Source organism: Cupriavidus sp. CP313, assembly GCF_054072015.1.
This window is the reverse complement of record NZ_JBSVZB010000013.1, coordinates 1-18,505: the sequence shown is the minus strand read 5'-3', so window position 1 is coordinate 18,505 and position 18,505 is coordinate 1. Positions and strand designations below refer to the sequence as shown.

Sequence of the window (18,505 nt, the reverse complement as noted above, 5' to 3'; positions counted from 1 at the left end):
CATGGACGATACCAGCAACGCTTACGTGCCAGGCGACGACGCATCCGTTGCCCCGGGTGACCATCATGCCGTGGCCACGCCGGCGCAGGATCCTGACACGGGCCGCCGGGCTTACCGGCAGGCGCTGATTGACGCCCGGGTGCTCTATCCCACCACGGTCGCCGGCATTTATGGCCGTAGCGGACTGTTCGAGAGCATTGCCGACGGCTTGAACTACGCCATCAGCAAACTGGGCGCCGACCAGCACGCGGAGGTGATGCGATTTCCTCCTGCCATGCCGCGCAAGGACTTCGAAGCGAGTGAGTATCTCAAGAGCTTTCCCCAACTGGCAGGGACGGTGCATTGCTTCTGTGGCGGTGACCGAGAGCATCAGCGTATCCTGGCGCGCCTGGAGCACGGCGAGGAATGGGCCGATCAGCAGCAGCCCACGGATGTGGTGCTGGCGCCTGCGGCGTGCTATCCCGTCTACCCGGTAGTGGCCGGCCGCGGTCCGATGCCTCGGGACGGGCTGGTGGTTGACGTGTTCACGTATTGCTTCCGCCATGAGCCATCGATTGACCCTGCACGCATGCAGATGTTCCGCATGCGCGAATATGTCCGGCTCGGCATGGCCGAGCAGATCGTAGAATTCCGTCAGCGATGGATGGAACGTGGCACGCAACTGGCCAGCCTGCTTGGCTTGCCGCATGAGGTTGACGTGGCGAACGATCCGTTCTTTGGCCGTGGTGGGAAGATCGTGGCCGACAGCCAGCGCGAGCTCAAGCTGAAGTTCGAGTTGCTGGTGCCGATCAATGATGGCGCGCCGCCCACGGCTTGCATGAGTTTCAACTACCACATGGACCATTTCGCGCACGCATGGCCGTTGCGTACCGCGGATGGCGCGCCGGCGCACACCGGCTGCGTGGGCTTTGGCATCGAGCGCCTGACACTGGCCCTGCTGCGCCACCACGGCTTCAAACTGGCGAACTGGCCCCAGCGGGTGCGTGACGTGCTCGGAGGCATCTAGCATGGCGCTAGTACGGGCGCGACAGGACGACGCTACGTGCCGCATCCGTTCGGCCCATGAGGTGCCGTGCCGGCGGATGCGGCCGGCGCCTTGCCCGGCATCGCGCCCTGGCGGCCGTCCCGGGAGTCACGCGTGCTTCGCCGTGCTGGCGTTCGGGTCCTGTCAGGTTTTCTCAGGGAAGGCAGTCCATGAAGGCGCAAATTAACGCGGACACGGGCACTTCGGCGTCCGGTCTGCAGGCATCGCGCGGCAGCCGCCCTGGCGTTGCCATCGGCAGCGCCGCGCTCGGCGGCGAGTGGGTTTGGGTGCAAACGCCCGCCGGCGCAGCCGATAGCCCCGCCGCACTGGATCCCACCGCAGCCTGGTTGCCAGCGCCCGTGCCCGGCACGGTGGCCAGCGCCCTGCGCGCCGCCGGGCGCTGGGACGACTCGGCGCCGCCGCCATTGCACTTGCATGACCATTGGTATCGAGTCAGCTTTGCGGGCCGTGGCCGCCGCGTGTTGCGCTTTAACGGCCTCGCCACGTTGGCCGAAGCCTGGCTTAACGGCAAGCTCGTGCTGAGCGCCCGGCATATGTTCGTCGCGCATGAGGTGGAGCTCGACCTGGATGGCGACAACCTGCTGTACCTTTGTTTTCGCGCGCTCCATCCATGGTTGCGCAAGCAGCGCGGCCTCGTGCGCTGGAAGCCGAGGATGATCGTGCCGCCGACGCTGCGCACGGTCCGCACGACACTGCTTGGCCACATGCCGGGGTGGTGCCCGCCGGTGCATGCGGTGGGTCCCTGGCGCTCGGTGGAATTGCTCGACCCGGCCAGTGACGACATCCTGCATGGGGTGCGCGCTGACCTGTCCGGACAGGTGCAAGGCGATCTCGGTGTCATCACGCTGCGCCTGCATTTTCCGGCGTCCGCGCCGGCTTCGGGATTGTTCGAAGCCAGAGATGCCGAGGGTTGCTGCTATCCCGGCTCGTTGTCGCGCGCTGACAATCACACCCTCGTGGGCACGGTGCGCGTAGAGCGCCCCAGGCTGTGGTGGCCGCATACGCACGGCGAACCTTGCCTCTACCGCGTCGATGCGACCATCGAGGGGCGCGGCATCGACTGCGGCCGGGTGGGCTTTCGCACGGTATCGTCGGATCATGCTGGCGAGCTTGGGCACTTCGCGCTACGCATCAACGGCGAGCCGGTGTTTTGCCGCGGGGCCTGCATCTCAAGCCATGATCTGCCCGGGCTGGCGGACACCGATGAAGCCTCCAGGCATTGGCTGGCGCTGGCATGCAAGGGCGGTATGAACATGGTGCGAATCAGCGGCGTCACATGCTATCCGGGTGAAGCGTTCTACCGGATCTGTGACGAACTTGGCTTGCTGGTCTGGCACGATTTCATGTTCGCCAATTTTGACTACGGCGGCATCGGGCCCGGCATTGGCCTCACAGATGACATCACGCGTGAAGTCACCGAATGGCTGACATCAACCCGGGCGCATCCGAGTCTCGCAGTGCTGTGTGGCGGCAGCGAGGCGGAGCAGCAGGCCTCGATGCTGGGCGCTTCGCGCAGCGACTGGAAGCAACCGCTGTTCGACGAACTGATTCCGGGCCTGGTTGCCGCCCATCGGCCGGACGTGGTGTATGTCAGCAATTCGCCAACCGGTGGCAGCTGGCCGTTCCAGCCCGACACGGGCATCAGCCACTACTACGGCGTCGGGGCCTATCAGCGACCGTTGGCTGACGCACGCCTGGCGCAAGTGCGCTTCGCTTCCGAATGCCTGGCCTTTGCCAATGTGCCCGGTGACCGCACGTTGACGGAGTACGGCTTGTCTGCGCCGCTGCACGCTCCGCGCTGGAAAGCCTCGGTGCCGCGCGACGCCGACGCGCCGTGGGATTTCGAGGATGTACGCGAGCACTACTTGCGTGTGCTGTATGACGTGGATCCGCCGCACCTGCGGTATGAGCAGCCCCGGCGCTACCTGATGCTGTCGCGCGCCGTGGTCGCGGACGTGATGACCGAAGTCTTCAGCGAATGGCGGCGTGTCGGGTCAAGTTGCTCAGGCGGCCTGGTCTGGCAACTGCAGGACCTGATGCCTGGCGCCGGCTGGGGTATCGTTGATGCCTGCGGCCGTCCTAAATCGGCGTGGCATGCCTTAAGGCAAGTCTGGCAGCCGCTGCAGGTACTGATTACCGATGAAGGGCTCAACGGACTGCACTTGCACGTGCTCAACGAAACGCCGCAGCCACGTGCATTGGCGCTGGAGCTGCATTGCCTGCGCGGTGGCGAGGCGGTCGTGGCGCAGGCGCGGCACAGTCTGTGCCTGCCGGCCCGCAGTGCGCAGCGCGTGGAAGCTGCTGCGTTGCTTGACCGCTTCTTCGACCTGACCTATGCCTACCGCTTCGGCCCGCGGACGCATGATGTCGTGTTGGCGACACTGCTTGCCCCTGACAGTGGCGAGCAACTGAGCCAAGCCGTCTATTTGCCCGACCGCCGTGCCGCGGCGCTCAAGGCGCCAGGGCTGCGGGCACAGCTTGAGCAAGTGGACGGCGAGTGGTGGCTTACCGTGTCGACACAGCGGTTCGCTCGATGGGTACACGTCGAGGATCATGCCTACCATGCCTCCGAGAACTGGTTCCATCTTGCACCGGGCAGCAGCCGGCGGCTCCGTCTCGTGCATGAGGGCAAGGTGGGGGCGCACGCGGTTCCGCCCCCTTCCGGCGAGGTGTACGCCGTCAACGCGGAACATTCGCTTGGCTATGGTGGTTGACCTGCGCCGATCGGATCATTGCCCAGGGCCGACGCGCATCGGATCTTCACGTTGCGCCTTCGGTGGATGCGACATGATGCGCGAGACGCCGGGCGGCGCTAGTTCTCGCTTGTCGTTGCAACTCGCGATACGCCTGGAGATACAGAGCCTCCCGTGCCACCGGACGAAGGGGAGCGGGCTGGCGGTTCTGCGGCTAGCGGCTCTGCCTTACGCGGGCGCATTGCCGACGCAACCGAAGGCAGTGACCAGGCCTTCCATGGTCCGGTCATGGCAGCTTTCCAGTGTATCCAGGCAGTCCGTGCAGGGATCGGCGCGCCGGCGCGCCGCTGCACGCGCCAGTCGGAACTGCAATACCTTGCATTCTGTCGCGATGGTCCGTGCGGAGCCGATAACGGCCATGGGCGCCTCGCGTCCTTGCTCGCGCAGCCAGCACAGCCAGTGGTGCAGCATCTCGAAGTTGGCGCCGAGCTGACGCGGGAAATTGAAGGCATACAAGTGGAAATAAGCATCGTTACGTGCCAGCAGCGCGTCCATATGCTTGCCGAACACCTGGCGCCAGCGTCCCACCGGGTTGGCTGCAGGGCGCCTGGCCAGGTGGTAGCGCATCAACGCGACCGAGGCGTCGACCAGCGCGGACGACTCGAGCGATGGCCGCACGCGTTTCGCGCATTCGGCATAAGGGAACAGGATATTGCCATTGCCGCTCAGGTCAGGCAAAAGCCGCAGCAGGCCGCGATAGTCTTCATCGTGCGCGCTGTGATAGCCGAGGTTGTGGTAGTACCAGAGGCGCTGGGCCTGGCTGTCGATACGGTCGATGGCCAAGGTGGTCTTGACGTGCTCGCGCCGGTACGCCGTGGCATGCGTGTCGGGCAAATAATAGCTGTCGACCTCGAGCAATACGGTGTGACCGCGTTCGATCTGGGCCATGACGTGCGCCTGGAGCGTGTCGTAGACCGCCATTTCCTGCACGACGGTTCCGTACAGCGTCTCCAGATCCATTTGCGGGTACTTGAAGAAGGTGAAGTGATCCCCTTCAAAGTCCTGAGCAACCGTGAACGGAAGTCCCGCGCGCGGTTCGAGCCCCCAGCCATGCAGCAGTTCCACCCAGAGGTCGATATAGCAATTGGTTTCCTGCCAGATGGCCTCGGCGCCATGCAGTGCGTGAGGATGCGGAATCGCCGCAGGGGTAGCGTCGAGTCCGCCGCCGCCCTCACCGCGTGCTGTGGTTGCTTTCATGTCGGTCCTCCGCACCTGTCTAGCCCCGAGGCTTTGCCTGCTTGCCTGCGCGTTGACTTTGACTCTAGCGGGAGGGCCCCCGCCATTCGGTGCGCTCTCCAACAGAATCGGAGGCTTTCCCGTGCTCCAGTGAACAGGGCCGCGCTGAGTCCGCAAAGCGGTTGAAATGTGAGATAGCCAACGGTGCGCAAGCGCGAAAGGAGCCAAAATCAATTAACGCCTTGCCCGGATTTTGCGCCAACGGATGGACCTCATGTCGAGGGTAACGCACCGGCGCACGTCATGAATCAAAAGCTATCTTCCGTGCAATCGCTGCGCGCCGTCGCGGCAATTGCGGTGGTCGCCTACCATTCGGCGGCCACGATCAAGAACTTCGGGTGGGCGCCTGGTGGTTTTGCGGACGCGAGCGAGTGGGGTTGGGCCGGAGTCGATATCTTCTTCTTCATCTCCGGGTTCATGACGGTGACCGGCGTCGCGGGCCTCGGGCGGCAAGGGATTTCATGGTCGCCCGGATCACGCGAATCGCGCCGATGTATTGGATTTCACGAGCCTGATGCTGGTCATTGTGTGGGCAGTGCCAAGTCTCAAGAGCACTGAATTCACGGTGATGCAGATAGTGACCTCCTATCTTTTCATCCCATACGAAGTCAAAGAACACGGTAACGCCTACCCCGTCCTCTATGTTGGCTGGACGCTGACGTATGAGATGTTACTACGCTGGTCCTTGCGATATCCGATCCTGTTTTCGGAGCGGCGTATGCGTTGGGCATTGCCTGGTTTCTTTGTCGTGCTGTCCCTGTTGTCACTGGCCCGGCCAACGCCATTCCTCTTCCGATTCCTGACCGACCCGTTGCTGCTGGAATTCATTCTCGGTTGCTTGTTTGCCTGGCTCAACCTGTCCGGCTACCGGCTCTCCAAGCTGGCTGCTGCGGCGCTGGGTTGCGGCCGGCGTCATCGGATTCTGCGTATTGACGCCCGGTTCCTCCATGGAGCATCGGGTTGTCTTTGCCGGAATCCCTGCTGCACTGCTGGTTTCTGGGGTGGTATTCTGGGAAGCCAGTGATGGCTGGGTCGGCGGCACCTTTGATCGATGTGAAGCTGCGTGAGCTGCGTCAGAACTTTCGGGGCATCCAAGTTCCCGGTGGCGGAAAATCAGAAGAGATGGCGACGAGGCCCGTGCCGCGGGACTGAGGTTGGCGCCGGCGACTCGGGCTTTGTGCCCACCGCCACATAGCCGTGCCACGCCGGCTTGCTGGCTTGACTATATTGAGCCAGTGGGGCATGCAGTCACCACTTGCGTGCCTGGCCCCAGCACTGGCCCGGGCGCAGACGCGGGACACAGGTCTCTCCCTGCAACATTCCCACTTTCCCGGGCATCCCTCCATGCGGCGACGCGGTGCCCACCTCCATCGCCTGAGGTCGGATTTCAACGGCAGGATGAACCATCATGAAGCGCATCTTTGACGTCTGCCTGGCCTCGCTGGGCCTCCTGCTGCTTGCCGTTCCGCTACTGTTCCTGGCTTGCGCAATCCGCCTGAAGCTGGGCAAGCCGGTCTTCTTCCGGCAAGTGCGACCAGGGCTTCACGGCGAGCCATTCAAGCTCCTCAAGTTCCGCACCATGACTGACACCCGCGGCGAGGATGGCGAGCTGCTGCCGGATCCGGAACGGCTCACGAAATTCGGCGCATTCCTGCGCTCCACGAGCCTGGACGAGCTGCCGGAGCTCTGGAATGTCCTCAAGGGTGACATGAGCCTGGTGGGACCGCGTCCGCTGCTGGTGGAATACCTGCCGCTCTACACGCCAGAGCAGGCGCGCCGCCATGACGTTCGCCCCGGCATCACCGGGCTGGCGCAGATCAGCGGACGCAACGCCATTAGCTGGGAGGAGAAGTTCAGGCTCGACGTGTGGTACGTCGACCATGTATCGGTATGGCTGGACGTGGTGATCCTGTGGAAGACAGTCATCAAGGTGCTGACGCGCGAAGGCATCAGCGCCGCAGGAGAATTCTCCGCCCCCCGGTTCCGGGGCAGCAAGCGCAGCGCGCCCGATGTGGATGTCGCATGAGGTGGTGGTAACCGTGGCGACATGCCACGACAAGCCAGGGGCCTCGGCGGCAGCCCCTGGTCAGGGCTGACGGTGCAGGCGCGCCGTTGCAATGCCGCCTGCTTACCGAAGTTCTCTTGTGACCCGCGTCGTGACCCGGTAACCCATCCTCACTGATCCCGAATGCGGCGCGAGGTAATCTGGTAATTGCCGGTCGTGATGAACTGCCGGTCCTTGGCGTTGGACGAAACGCCGGTGTGGGAATCGACCACGCATTCCGCACCGATCCTTATGCCCGGGTAGATCGTTGCCCGTGTGCCCAGGAAACACCCCGGCCCGACCGCGGTGTTGCCATTGAGCACGGCGTGCGGCGAAAGCACCGAGCACGCGCCCACGCAAGCACCGTGGCCAATCCCCGAGAAGACATTGGCAACCACGCCGTCTTCCACCACCGCGCCCCGGCTGACGACGGTGAAAGGAAAGATCAGGGCCCCGATGCCTAAACGGGAGGAAGGCGAGATCAGGGCTTTGTCATGCACATACAGCGGGACCGTGATCCCGTTCTGCAAGAGCCACGACAGTACCTCCTGCCGCGCTTGCGGGGAACCGATCGCGACCAGCACTGCCTGGCCCGGTGCGGGGCGGAACTGGCGAACCGCCCCCAGATTGGGCGCATCGACGCCGTCCGGAACCTTGCCCGGGCTGTCGTCAATGAAGCCCGCTACAGCTGGGCCGCCGCGCAACGCTTCATCGTGCAGGTAATCATAGAGTTCCACCCCAAGGCCGCCAGCGCCGGCGATGACGACCGAGGAGATGGGAGACGCATTGACAAGTGGCATGGCTGGTTGAGCCCCGGAAAGGCAAAGCCGAGGCAGATGATCATGGCAAGGGAACGATGGCGCCCGTACGGGCGCCACCTCTAAGCCTGCTTGGTCGGTGCACGACCGTACTCGGCGAGATAGCGATACTTGCCGAAGTAGTAGTGGGCCCGATACCAGCGCCCCTCGATCACGAGCCCATTGAACAGCACGCCCTTGACCTCTGCGCCAGCCTGGCGGATGGTTCGCTGCGCCGCGACCAGCTCGCCGACGGTGGTCTTCTCGGCGCGCGCCACGAGGAACACGGCGCCTGCCTTGCCGGCCAGGATGCCGGCGTCAGCGGCCGCGAGTACTGGCGGCGTATCGATCAGCACCAGGTCATAGCGCGATTTGAGCTGCGCCAGCAGAGAATCCATGCCCGGGCTCAGCAGCATATCCGCCGTATGCGGAGGCTTGGTGCCGGTCGAGATGAAATCCAGGCCGGGCGCCACCTGCCGCTGTATGACCTGCTCCAGCGGCGCACCCATCAGCAGCTCAGTCAGGCCTGGGCCACGCTTGGCGTCGAAGGAACCATGCAAGCCGCCCCGGCGCAGGTCGGCATCGATGAGCACCACGCGGTGCCCGGCGGCGGCAATCGCGGCAAAGTTCGCGCACACGAATGACTTGCCGACGCCTGGCGCGGGCCCGGTGATCACTACCGTTCGGCTACTGCTGCTGGCCAGGGCAAACTTCAACGCGGTGCGGAAGCTGCGCAGGCTCTCTACCGTGGGGTCATCTGGCTGTTGAAGCGCCAGCAGCCCGCCTGCCGATGGCAGCAGTGACTGCTGCTTGCTGAAGGGGATGGTTGAGTAGACGGTCATGCCAGTCTGCCGCTCGATTTCGTCCGCATCCGCGACGCCGCCATCGAGAGCGTTGCGCACAAAGATCACCAGAAGGCCGGCAAACAAGCCCAGGGCCAATGACATCCCGGCAATCATCACCCGGTTCGGCCGCACTGGCTTGAGCGGTACATCTGCCGGGTCGACCAGCCGCGCTGTTCCCACCTTGCTCGCCTTGATCAGCTTAAGCTGTTGGACATCGTTCAGCAGCGACTGGAGCAACTCGGTGCTGACCTTGACGTCGCGCATCAGGCGCAGCACGTTCTGCTCTACATCCGGCAGCTTCTGGATGCGCCCGGATACGCCATTCAACTGGGCGTTCAGGCCGGCAATCTGGTTATCGATCAGTGCAATGGCCGGGTGGTTTGCAGTAAAGCGCGCAGCCAGTTCCTGCCGCTTCTGCTGCAATTCCTGCAGCCTGGTCTGGATCTGTACCGATTGTCCCAGGATCAGCTTGGACTCTTCGCTGAGATCGATCGTGCCGCGCTGATTGCGCATCGCGTTGTATCGGGTCTCGGCCGCGTCGACCTGCTGCCTGAGCACCGGTAGCTGTTGCTCGAGAAAGGCTAGCGACTTTTCCGCTTCCGCAGCTTTGCGGCGGATGTTCTGGTCGACATATGCGTTGCCGATCTCGTTGAGGACCGCTGCCGTCATGCTCGCCGAGATGCCTTCCAGCGACACGCCAAGCACGCCGCTTTGCTTGCCACGCTCGCTGATCATCAGCCGCTCCTGCAGCCGCGTGATGGCCGCGCTGCGAGGCAGTCGACGGAGCACGAACTGGCTGCCGGGGCGCCCATCGAGCTGGCTGACCAGCATGGTGACCGTGCCGGTGGCGGTGGTGATCGCCAATGGCGTTCCCACTGTGCCCGTGGCCTCGGCATTGTCGCTGGCGAACCGCACCCGATACTGGTTGTCACCCAGCGCAGTCAGCATGATCTTGCGCTCCTCCATCGGCGCAGGCACGTCGAGCTGGGGCACGGTGATCGACTCATGTCCCCAGGCAAAGCCGCCCCATCCAAACAGCCCCGGGCGCGACAGCTCCGGGTTGAAATTGGAGATGGCCGGACCAATCAGGGGGAAATAGCGCGGCGCGGCCTCGATATACAGGCGCAGGTTGTCGACCGCCTTGCCGACCACCATTCGTGAACGCAGGAGTTCGATCTCGGCAGAAGCGGCGGGCTTGACGTCAAACACCGGCGAGACGCCGGCCGCGAGCTTGCTGGCGGCATTGCCGCTCGACTCCTCCACCTGCACCGTCATGTCGGTGCGGTAGACCGGCTTGGCAACAAGGGCATAGACAAGGCCTACGCCGATGACCAGCCCGGCTACGGACAGGAAGGTCCGGCGATAGCGAACCAGCAAATCGAGATAGGCCGTCAGATCCACTGCCGTGCCGCGGTCGTCCGCGCCAGCGGGGACATTGTCCCGCGCACTGACCGTTTTCATGATGCCTCTCCTTGACCATCGGCCGGTACAACTTCTTCCAGCCGCGTAGACCATGATGCGATGCCCTGCTTGATCAGTTCCAGCACGATCACGAACATGCTCGGCGAACATCCGTATGGGTCCGGCACGTCTGTGTGCATGAATTCGCAGAGCCTGTGCGTTTTTCCGCATGCCTGCGGGTACACTTGCTCGAGCTCGTCGCGTTGCTCGCTGTCCATCACAAGAATCAGATCTGCCGCCGCCACGAGCGCTTCATCGACAGCGCGGGCGCGATGACTGGCCAGATCGTATCCCTCACGCGCAAGCAGCCTGACAGCGTTCGGGTCAGCGGGTGCGCCAACCGGCGGCGCGAGCCCGGCCGAAGCCACATCGCATGCGGGCAGGACGCGGCCCAGCAGGCAAGCCGCCATCGGGCTGCGGCAGACGTTGCCGACGCAAATGACCAGGATTGAGCGAACCATCTCTCGCGCCCCACTATTTCAGTGCGCTCGTGGCACTGAACACCGGCTGCGTACTCGGTATCAGCTGGTTGATCACGCGGCTCCAGCGGACCACCTGACGTGCGTCCACATAGACCACATCCTTCGGCTCCAGCTCGAAACCCTCGGCGATGGCCAGCGCTGCCGGCGAATTGCCGTCCAGGTGGAATACATTGGGTTGGCCATCAGCCGCCTTGCGGATCACGTAGATCTGCTCCGCATTGGCCGAACTCGGATTGACCCCACCGGCATCGCCAAGCGCCTCGTTCAGTGTCATCCGCCCATTGCGCATCAGCAGGGAGGTCGGGCGCACCACTTCGCCGGTGACGAAGATCTTGTTGTCCTCGCGCTGTTCCACGCGGACAATATCGCCGGAGCGCAGCAGGATGCGGGCCGGATCGATACCCTTGTTCAACAGCGCGGGGATGTTGACATACCAGCTGCGTTCGCCGCGGGTAACACGAATGCGGCTGTTGTCGCCGGTCAGGTTCAGCACACCGCCGGCGCGGTTGAGCGCTTCCACCAGGGTCATGGGCGCATCGTCGATGGCCTGCATGCCAGGCGTGCGGACCTCGCCGTCGACATAGACGCGCTGGCTGCGAAAGCCGAGCACACGCACCGTCATCTGCGGATCCCTGACCACTCGCGACAGCACACGCGCCATCTGGTTGCGAACATCGTTTGCCGTTCTGCCGGCCACCTTCATGACGCCGGCGTAGGGGAACTGAATATCGCCCTGCGCGCTGACCACATAGCCAGGCACGTTGGAGCCACCGCTCGACGTGGGGATCTCAAAGGCGGCTCCGATGCTGTAGGTCTGGGTGGGAAAGACCAGTTCCGGATGGTCCCATACCACCACCGAGATGATGTCGCCGGGGCCGATCCGATAAGGCTGCGGAGTCGCGAACAGTTCCTCGACCCGCTCGTTGTCCGTACGAGCCTTACTGCGTTGAGCTTTCACCAGATCGAGGGTGATCGGTGTCACCTTGGGTACGACATCGGGCCCGATTGCACTCACTACCGCCTTGTTGTCGAAGTACATGCCCGGCGATGCGGCGCAAGCCGCCAGCAGACCTGTAGCAACGACTATCGCCAGACTGGAAAGGACACTGTGGCGATGGGTAGAAAAGTCCCGAAAATGAAAGCGCCAATTGACTGAACTCACGGCGGTCTCCTTGCTGGTAGCAGTGGGCATCGCACCGTATATGCCATGTCCCCCGACGATTGCATCCTAGGAGGGGCCGCTCCCTGTTTCGGTGCGTTGTCGCACACTGAAAGTATTTAAGGGCGAGCCATATGCCCACGCGAGCCAGGCCGCCTGCCGGCGACGGTTTCCGGGCGGCGCTGTCGCCCTGCCCGAAGCCGGTCTGCACGGCAGCGCACGCATCTGGAGCACGGGCGGAAGCGGCTCCCGAGCGGGCGTTCGAGGAGCGCCTGGGGGATCGCCAGGGTTCCGTGGGTCAACGCACAGATGAGGCTGCTCCAGATCCGGATGCTAGCTGGCACGACACTGCATTGCCCGCGGGGCACCGCCCAGTTCGAGGCGCTGGTATGTACGTCAGTGTAGATGACGCGTGGGTGAGCAGCAGAGCGTTTGATGACGGGAGTTCCTATGGACATCGGTATAGCAAAGGAAGTTGCTCTTGCGGCAACCCTGGCATCAGCGCGATTGCTGGTGATAGGGGATGTCATGCTTGACCGCTATTGGTTCGGCGACACGAGTCGGATCTCCCCGGAGGCACCCGTGCCGGTAGTGCTGATCGAGCACGAGGATGAACGGCTGGGCGGTGCGGCGAACGTTGCAAGGAACGCCGCTGCGTTGGGCGCGCAGGTCGGCATGATTGGCGTCATCGGTGACGATGAGCCTGGTCGCGCCATAGGGCGCCAGCTCGCGGCAATCGGTGTGGAGGCCCGCCTGGAGATTGACACCGGGCTGGCGACGACGATAAAACTGCGCATACTCGCAAGGCGCCAGCAGGTGCTTCGGATCGACATGGAGGGCCAGCCTGCGATCCGGGCGCTGGAGAGCAAGATGGAGGCCGTTGCCTCGATGCTGCCGCGCTATCCGGTGGTCGCGCTGTCGGACTATGGGAAAGGCGCCCTGCGTCACGTCAGCAGCATCATCAGCCTTGCCCGTGAGGCCGGCAAGATCGTCCTCGTGGATCCCAAGGGCGATGACTACGCCAAGTACCGCGGTGCGACCATCCTGACACCGAATCGCGCCGAACTGCGTAGCGTGGTAGGGGCCTGGCATTCGGAGAGCGACCTCACAGGCCGCGCGCAGGAGTTGCGCCGCGCGCTGATGCTGCATGCACTGCTGTTGACGCGCTCGGAAGAGGGCATGACGCTCTATACGGAGGCCGGTGCATTGCACATTTCGGCACAGGCGCGCGAGGTGTACGACGTCTCTGGTGCGGGCGATACCGTTGTGGCTACGCTCGGCGTCATGCTGGCAGCGGGCGTGCCATTGCAGGAGGCCGTGCACTATGCCAACCGGGCTGGCGGAATCGTCGTAGGCAAGCTTGGCACGTCGACGCTGACGTGCGCCGAGCTGCTTGCGGTCGAGGCCTAGGCCGGTTGGACTGACGCGCTATCGGCCATGAATGCTGCCTACTTCGCGGGAGTTCTCCGTAATCGGCTTTCCTGGCTTTCCGGTCGCGACGCATTGAAAAATTGTGGCGGTCATTGCGACCGCGAAGCCCAGGGCGCGCAAGCCATTGCGGAAATCCCGAATGAGGCTGGCAGCGCCGGGGTGCGGGGCAGGTTCGGCAATCCCGTACTGCTGGTCTCCTCGGGATGGGGCGCGCGCATCGTTGCGATGTGCTTGCAGCTCTTGATAGTTCCGGTGCTTACTCGCAGCCTTGGTGCCGAACAGTTCGGGGCGTACGCGCTGGTCGCTTCGCTGATGGCCTGGTTCTCCCTGACTGATATCGGTCTGGGCGTGGCAGTCCAGAATGCCATCGCTGAACGCCGGGAGAAAGGGCAGCCAATCCGGGAAATCATTGGCTCGGCATGCCTGTGTGTCGTGGCCGCCGTGCTGGTAGTGAGTTGCGTCTCGCTCCCCGTCGCCTATCTCCTGGCGCCATTTCTGTTCAGGAACAACCCGGCAGTCAGCGCGACGTCCGGAGTCCTGCTGCTGATGGCGGCGGGAGTCTTCTTTTCCCTGGCCACTGCGGGATCGGTTGGCTCGCGCCTGATGTATGCGCTTGGGAAAGGCGTCACCGCCAACCTTCTCCAGGTCGCCGGTGCCGTCGTCTCATTTGCCACAGTATGGATTTCGGTGCGTTACGCCAGTGCCGACAATGTACTGGTGGGAGCTTTCTTCAGCTATGCCGCAAGTCTCGGCCTGGTGGGGGTGGTGACGCTAGCCATGGTCTTTGTGAAGGATGGGGCCCTGCCGGCGTCGGCGTGGCTCGGTCAGTTGAGGCCATTGCTGCCGCGCGCTCGCAACGCATGGATATTCGCGCTGGTTGGTCTGCTGTCCTTCAATATCGAGTATCTGGTGATGTCCCAGATACTGACTGCGACAGACATCTCGCAATACAACGTGCTCTACCGCTTGGGCTGGGTATGGATGAGTCTCTACTGGACGCTTCTGACCGCGGCCTGGCCGACCTGGAGTGCCTTGGGAGTCCGCGGGCGCCTCGATGAGATCACTGCGTCGGCCCGTCGTCTTGCGCTGGTCGGGGTGCTCGGCGTCACGCTGGAAACCATGGCACTGCTGCTGGTCAGGAACGATACCTTTCACTGGCTGTTCGGTGCCAACGCTCCCATACCAGGCGCCTGGGAGACTGTGTTGTTCGGATGCTATCTGGCAATCAGATGCTGGACAGAAGCGCACTCATTCGCGTGCCAGGCGCTCAACCGCCAGAATGTTCTTATTCGCATTACCGTGGCCCAGGCCGTTGTCAATGCCGGACTCCAGTATTACCTCGCCATGAGAATGGGTTTCATTGGGGTATTGCTGGGAATGATCTGTTCATCCGCGCTGATTGGCGCGGTCTGGATCCCGCTCTTCCTGCGCGGAGCGCGCAGCTCGGTGGAGTCATGGAAAGAGAACAAATAATGCCGCAACGAATACTCATCTTCAGAACCGGATCGCTCGGCGATACTGTCGTAGCGTTACCCGCGCTCCATCTCATCGCCCGGGCTTTCCCTGACTCCCATCGGGCGATTCTTGCAAATCTTCCGGTTGGAATCGGCAAGAAGGAGGCGCCGATCGCTTCGATTCTCGCGCCCTCCGGCCTGGTGCATCAGTTCATTGACTACGATGCCCGCACGTCTTCGATAAAGGATTTCATCACGCTGTCATGCCGTCTGCGTGCCGAAAAATTTGATTGCGTCATCTACCTGATGCCCCAGCGGCCATTGTCATCGCTGGTACGCGATAGCATGTTCTTCCGGCTAAGCGGCATCCGAAAGGTGATCGGGCTGAATTACGACGGTACCTACCACTCGCATCTGAGCGTGCCCGGCAAGGGTCAGGTCGAGTCGGAAGCTTCGCGCCTGCTCAGGAACATCGCGCCGCTTGGCCCGGTCGATCTCGCGGATCGTGCATTCTGGGACCTGAAGCTGGACGCCGGTGAACGGGCACGAGCGCGCGCCGCGATCAGTGGGTGGCGTGGCGCCGGACGCTTTATGGCGGCAAGCATTGGCACGAAGGTAGATGTCAATCACTGGGGAGCGGATCGATGGCAGAGTTGGGCCAGGCTGCTCTCAGCTCGCGACCCCGATCTGGGACTGGCGCTCATCGGCGCTCCCGATGAGGTCCAGGAGAGCGCCAGCATCGCACAATGCTGGAGCGGGCCCGTCATCAACCTGTGTGGCAGCATGACTCCCCGGGAAAGCGCGGCCTTGCTGGAAATGGCCAGGCTCTATGTCGGGCACGATAGTGGGCCGATGCACCTGGCCGCTGCGGTGGGAATACACTGCGTCGCCGTATTCAGTGGCCGCTGCGAACCGGGAGTATGGTTTCCGTGCGGCCATGGTCATCGCATCCTTTACCACAAGGTGCCATGCACCGGGTGCAGGCGAGTCACTTGCGAAGAGTTCGACAAAATGTGCATCCGCGCCATCAGGGTCGAAGACGTGGTCGCGGCAACGCAGGAGCTGATGCTTCAGGAAGAGAGGAATGAGAAAGCCCGGGAGCCTTGCTTGATGAACGCCTGTGCCCATCATTCATGGCGAATCGCAGTCGAGGGGAAAAAATGAGAAAGCGAAGCATACTCGTATTCCTGCAGCATTACTTGCCCGGTTCCCTTTCCGGAGGTCCGGTGCGGAGTATTGCCAATATGATCGAGCATCTGGGCGACAACATCGAGTTCAAGGTCGTCTGCCTGGATCGCGATCTTCGGCAACCGGTGGCCTATCCGGACGTCCAGGTCGGTGCATGGCAGCGAGTCGGCAAAGGCGACGTGATCTACCTGCCCGCTCAGGCGATGCGCCCCTGGCACCTGCGCAAGCTGCTCGGCACCAGGATGACAGACACGGTGTATTTCAATAGCTTCTTTAATCCGCGTTTCACCATTCTCCCACTGTGGTCCGCAAGGTACGGGCTGCTGCCTGCCTGGAATACCCTGATTGCCCCACGGGGGGAATTCTCGCCAGGAGCGTTGAAGTTCAGTGCGCAGAAGAAGAAGGCCTACCTTTGCGCTGCTAAAGCCAGTGGGGTTCTGAAAGATGTGCAATGGCACGCGTCCACGCACTACGAGGCCGAGGATATCAAGCGTGTCACCGGCGTTGCCGACAAGTGCATTACGATTGCGCCGGATCTGCCCGGTGGCGTTCCTGACGACGTTCGCCCGTGCGTAGCCAAGGCGCCCGGCACGCTGCGTGTCGTCGCCCTGTCCCGGGTGGTACGGCAAAAGAATCTGGCGCGGGCGATTGAGATCGTGAGCCGGCTGCAGGGCGACATTGTGTTCGATATCTATGGGCTCGTGGAGGACCGGGGCTACCTGGAAGAATGCGAGGCGCTGATAGGCGTGGCACCAGGGAACGTAAAGATCAATTTCCTGGGGCCTGTTGCTCACGAGGCAGTGATTGCGCGGATGGATCGCTATGACGTCTTCCTGCTGCCGACTAATAGCGAGAACTTCGGACATTCAATCTATGAGGCGATGAGCTGTGGCTTGCCGGTTGTCATCAGCGACCGGACCCCATGGAGGAATCTTCAGGAGCATGGGGCCGGCCACGATCTTGACCTCGACGACGCGCAAGCCTTTGTCACGGTGTTGAGCCATTATGTACGGATGTCCGCCGTCGAGTTTGAAGCACACCGAAACGGCGCACGCAGGTTCGCGCAGGACTGGCTTCATGCTTCGGGCGCGATGGAACTGAATCGGCGATTGTTCACAGAATTGTCGCCCGCGACGGCAGGAAAGACCGTCGGGCAGCCCGCCTGACGGGTTGAGCGATGTGCGGCCAGGCGCGGTGGCATCGGCAATGCGGCCCTGCCGCGGCGCAAGCAATGTGGTATGTCCACCTGAAGGCACTCGTCGCATCGCGCTGGAGCGGCTATGCTCGGATAAGTGCGAAAGAACATAGGCGAGCTTTCGCGCGTTTTTGGAGTGAGTTGTCATGGCTTCCGCGTTCGCTGCACTTGCGCTGTTCGGCACTCTCATCTGCGCATTGCTGATGCCGGTGCCATTCGCATACGTCTTTGCGCTGGTGACGCTCATTGAGCCTGCGTTGCGCCGGGTGCGTGGGTATCCATTGGTGGAGTTCGCAGTCTTTCTGAACGCAAGTCTTGCGTTCTCTTTCCTGCTGGCAGTGCGGCCGTATCTGGAGGGTGACGAGATCGGATTCGGCCCGGATATGTACAGCTATTCGCAGGGCTTCGATTTCTTGCAAACGGGCCAGTATGACAGCATGACGAGCATGCTGGAGGGCGTGGCCCACTATACCAGTAGCACGGAGCCAATATTCTGGGTTGTCGCAAAGATCTTCTCCTTGCTATTTTCATCATCCATCGGCATCCATGTGGCGATCAGCATGCTGGGTTTTTTCCTGGTCTATGCGGCCGGGGCGATGCTGGCCAATCGTGGCCTGATCGCGTATCTGCTGTACGCGTCCACCATCACCAGCTACGCTTTCCAGGGGTCCGGGATTCGAGCGGGTCTCGCTTTCTGCGTCATGCTGTTCGCGGTGGCACTAATGCTTCGCGGCATGACCCGTGGTTCCTTTGTGACGGCGGTCAGTGCCAGTGCCGTGCACTACAGCATGCTGCCGATGTCGTTGATGGTTCTTGCCAGGCTGGGTGATGGCAAGAACCTGAAACGAGTCGCTCAAATGGTGGTTCTGGGCGCCGGCTGGACGCTCGGAGCTTACTTGGTGGCACGCGAAACGGGCGAGATCGGCCTCGGCGCAAAGATATCTGCCTATAGCGATCAATTCGATATGGAACTCAGCTCCACCGTACAGTTCCTTATCGAGACTGCCTGCATGGGTCTGCTGTTGTTCGTCTATCGAAAACAGATCGACAGGAATCTTTTGCTAACCATACTGATCAGCTTTGCTTTCTCGATAGGCTTGCTGGTACTGATGCCGGGTGCCTTCCCAAGGTATTATCGATACGAGTACGTGCTATACCTGATATTTTTCCTGTCGATTTTCAATCAGATCGACAGAATGCGGCAGGTGGTGATCGTTTCCGCCGCCTTCTCATGGCACCTGTTCATGATCTTTGACCGGTTCGCTGGTCATTTCTTTGGGCAAGGCTTCACCGACCACCTGTTCTTCTCGGTGGCCGATATCATCTAGTGTCCTGAGTCAGAAATTCGTAGACAAAATCGCTCGATGCTGGCGAGGATGTCATCGGCTGACTTCGACCATGCGAAGGGCTTGGGA

15 protein-coding genes are annotated in these 18,505 nt (G+C 62.5%); 10 read left to right on the top strand and 5 right to left on the bottom strand.

Annotation, left to right across the window (positions count from 1 at the left end):
* The first annotated feature begins 1 nt into the window (after window position 1).
* On the top strand, window positions 2-1,006 hold the full coding sequence (locus tag ACW4E8_RS18465) for an amino acid--[acyl-carrier-protein] ligase (RefSeq protein WP_456805838.1): 1,005 nt from the start codon (window positions 2-4) through the stop codon (window positions 1,004-1,006).
* A gap of 188 nt (window positions 1,007-1,194) precedes the next feature.
* A complete protein-coding gene (locus tag ACW4E8_RS18460; protein WP_456805837.1) occupies window positions 1,195-3,759 on the top strand; it encodes a beta-mannosidase in 2,565 nt (854 codons plus the stop codon).
* 207 nt (window positions 3,760-3,966) lie between these two features.
* Here the strand turns inward: ACW4E8_RS18460 and ACW4E8_RS18455 are convergent, their stop codons facing one another.
* Window positions 3,967-4,995 (bottom strand): DUF1839 family protein, encoded by a 1,029-nt coding sequence (locus ACW4E8_RS18455; RefSeq protein ID WP_456805836.1) that lies wholly within the window; start codon window positions 4,993-4,995, stop codon window positions 3,967-3,969.
* A gap of 282 nt (window positions 4,996-5,277) precedes the next feature.
* Here ACW4E8_RS18455 and ACW4E8_RS18450 point away from each other — a divergent pair, with 282 nt between their 5' ends.
* The 3 genes from ACW4E8_RS18450 (at window position 5,278) to ACW4E8_RS18440 (ending at window position 7,060) form a co-directional block, all read left to right on the top strand.
* Window positions 5,278-5,592, top strand: a complete 315-nt coding sequence (locus ACW4E8_RS18450) for an acyltransferase family protein (protein ID WP_456805835.1) — start codon at window positions 5,278-5,280, stop codon at window positions 5,590-5,592.
* Window positions 5,549-6,058 (top strand): hypothetical protein, encoded by a 510-nt coding sequence (locus ACW4E8_RS18445; protein WP_456805834.1) that lies wholly within the window; start codon window positions 5,549-5,551, stop codon window positions 6,056-6,058. The genes ACW4E8_RS18450 and ACW4E8_RS18445 overlap by 44 nt, the downstream gene beginning before the upstream one ends.
* A 384-nt stretch (window positions 6,059-6,442) precedes the next feature.
* Window positions 6,443-7,060, top strand: coding sequence for a sugar transferase (locus ACW4E8_RS18440; RefSeq protein ID WP_456805833.1), 618 nt, complete (start codon window positions 6,443-6,445; stop codon window positions 7,058-7,060).
* A gap of 149 nt (window positions 7,061-7,209) precedes the next feature.
* Here the strand turns inward: ACW4E8_RS18440 and ACW4E8_RS18435 are convergent, their stop codons facing one another.
* The 4 genes from ACW4E8_RS18435 to ACW4E8_RS18420 form a co-directional block, all read right to left on the bottom strand.
* Complete coding sequence (locus ACW4E8_RS18435) at window positions 7,210-7,878, bottom strand: acetyltransferase (RefSeq protein WP_456805832.1); 669 nt, start codon at window positions 7,876-7,878, stop codon at window positions 7,210-7,212.
* A gap of 80 nt (window positions 7,879-7,958) precedes the next feature.
* Window positions 7,959-10,181, bottom strand: a complete 2,223-nt coding sequence (locus ACW4E8_RS18430) for a polysaccharide biosynthesis tyrosine autokinase (RefSeq protein WP_456805991.1) — start codon at window positions 10,179-10,181, stop codon at window positions 7,959-7,961.
* A complete protein-coding gene (locus ACW4E8_RS18425) occupies window positions 10,178-10,642 on the bottom strand; it encodes a low molecular weight protein-tyrosine-phosphatase (RefSeq protein WP_456805831.1) in 465 nt (154 codons plus the stop codon). Before ACW4E8_RS18425 ends, ACW4E8_RS18430 begins: the two co-directional genes overlap by 4 nt.
* 13 nt (window positions 10,643-10,655) lie before the next feature.
* Entirely contained in the window at window positions 10,656-11,867 is a 1,212-nt protein-coding gene (locus ACW4E8_RS18420) for a polysaccharide biosynthesis/export family protein (protein ID WP_456805990.1), read from the bottom strand.
* 417 nt (window positions 11,868-12,284) lie between these two features.
* Here ACW4E8_RS18420 and rfaE1 point away from each other — a divergent pair, with 417 nt between their 5' ends.
* The 5 genes from rfaE1 to ACW4E8_RS18395 all read left to right on the top strand — a co-directional run bounded on the left by rfaE1 (window position 12,285) and on the right by ACW4E8_RS18395 (window position 18,418).
* Entirely contained in the window at window positions 12,285-13,232 is a 948-nt protein-coding gene (gene rfaE1, locus ACW4E8_RS18415; protein WP_456805989.1) for a D-glycero-beta-D-manno-heptose-7-phosphate kinase, read from the top strand.
* A 27-nt stretch (window positions 13,233-13,259) separates the two neighbouring features.
* Window positions 13,260-14,726: a lipopolysaccharide biosynthesis protein gene (locus ACW4E8_RS18410; RefSeq protein ID WP_456805830.1), complete on the top strand. Its 1,467-nt coding sequence runs from the start codon at window positions 13,260-13,262 to the stop codon at window positions 14,724-14,726.
* On the top strand, window positions 14,708-15,871 hold the full coding sequence (locus ACW4E8_RS18405; RefSeq protein WP_456805829.1) for a glycosyltransferase family 9 protein: 1,164 nt from the start codon (window positions 14,708-14,710) through the stop codon (window positions 15,869-15,871). Before ACW4E8_RS18410 ends, ACW4E8_RS18405 begins: the two co-directional genes overlap by 19 nt.
* 80 nt (window positions 15,872-15,951) lie before the next feature.
* Window positions 15,952-17,061 (top strand): glycosyltransferase family 4 protein, encoded by a 1,110-nt coding sequence (locus ACW4E8_RS18400; RefSeq protein WP_456805828.1) that lies wholly within the window; start codon window positions 15,952-15,954, stop codon window positions 17,059-17,061.
* Window positions 17,062-17,236: 175 nt separating this feature from the next.
* Window positions 17,237-18,418 carry an EpsG family protein gene (locus tag ACW4E8_RS18395; RefSeq protein ID WP_456805827.1) on the top strand — a complete coding sequence of 394 codons (1,182 nt, stop codon included), beginning with the start codon at window positions 17,237-17,239 and terminating at the stop codon, window positions 18,416-18,418.
* Window positions 18,419-18,505: the final 87 nt, after the last annotated feature.

What these genes read in the sequence shown, in the direction of transcription:
- ACW4E8_RS18465 (WP_456805838.1), top strand. Translation starts at nt 2, where the DNA reads ATGGACGATACCAGCAACGCTTACGTGCCAGGCGACGACGCATCCGTT.
- ACW4E8_RS18460 (WP_456805837.1), top strand. Translation starts at nt 1,195, where the DNA reads ATGAAGGCGCAAATTAACGCGGACACGGGCACTTCGGCGTCCGGTCTG.
- ACW4E8_RS18455 (WP_456805836.1), bottom strand. Translation starts at nt 4,995, where the DNA reads ATGAAAGCAACCACAGCACGCGGTGAGGGCGGCGGCGGACTCGACGCT.
- ACW4E8_RS18450 (WP_456805835.1), top strand. Translation starts at nt 5,278, where the DNA reads ATGAATCAAAAGCTATCTTCCGTGCAATCGCTGCGCGCCGTCGCGGCA.
- ACW4E8_RS18445 (WP_456805834.1), top strand. Translation starts at nt 5,549, where the DNA reads ATGCTGGTCATTGTGTGGGCAGTGCCAAGTCTCAAGAGCACTGAATTC.
- ACW4E8_RS18440 (WP_456805833.1), top strand. Translation starts at nt 6,443, where the DNA reads ATGAAGCGCATCTTTGACGTCTGCCTGGCCTCGCTGGGCCTCCTGCTG.
- ACW4E8_RS18435 (WP_456805832.1), bottom strand. Translation starts at nt 7,878, where the DNA reads ATGCCACTTGTCAATGCGTCTCCCATCTCCTCGGTCGTCATCGCCGGC.
- ACW4E8_RS18430 (WP_456805991.1), bottom strand. Translation starts at nt 10,181, where the DNA reads ATGAAAACGGTCAGTGCGCGGGACAATGTCCCCGCTGGCGCGGACGAC.
- ACW4E8_RS18425 (WP_456805831.1), bottom strand. Translation starts at nt 10,642, where the DNA reads ATGGTTCGCTCAATCCTGGTCATTTGCGTCGGCAACGTCTGCCGCAGC.
- ACW4E8_RS18410 (WP_456805830.1), top strand. Translation starts at nt 13,260, where the DNA reads ATGAATGCTGCCTACTTCGCGGGAGTTCTCCGTAATCGGCTTTCCTGG.
- ACW4E8_RS18405 (WP_456805829.1), top strand. Translation starts at nt 14,708, where the DNA reads ATGGAAAGAGAACAAATAATGCCGCAACGAATACTCATCTTCAGAACC.
- ACW4E8_RS18400 (WP_456805828.1), top strand. Translation starts at nt 15,952, where the DNA reads ATGATCGAGCATCTGGGCGACAACATCGAGTTCAAGGTCGTCTGCCTG.
- ACW4E8_RS18395 (WP_456805827.1), top strand. Translation starts at nt 17,237, where the DNA reads ATGGCTTCCGCGTTCGCTGCACTTGCGCTGTTCGGCACTCTCATCTGC.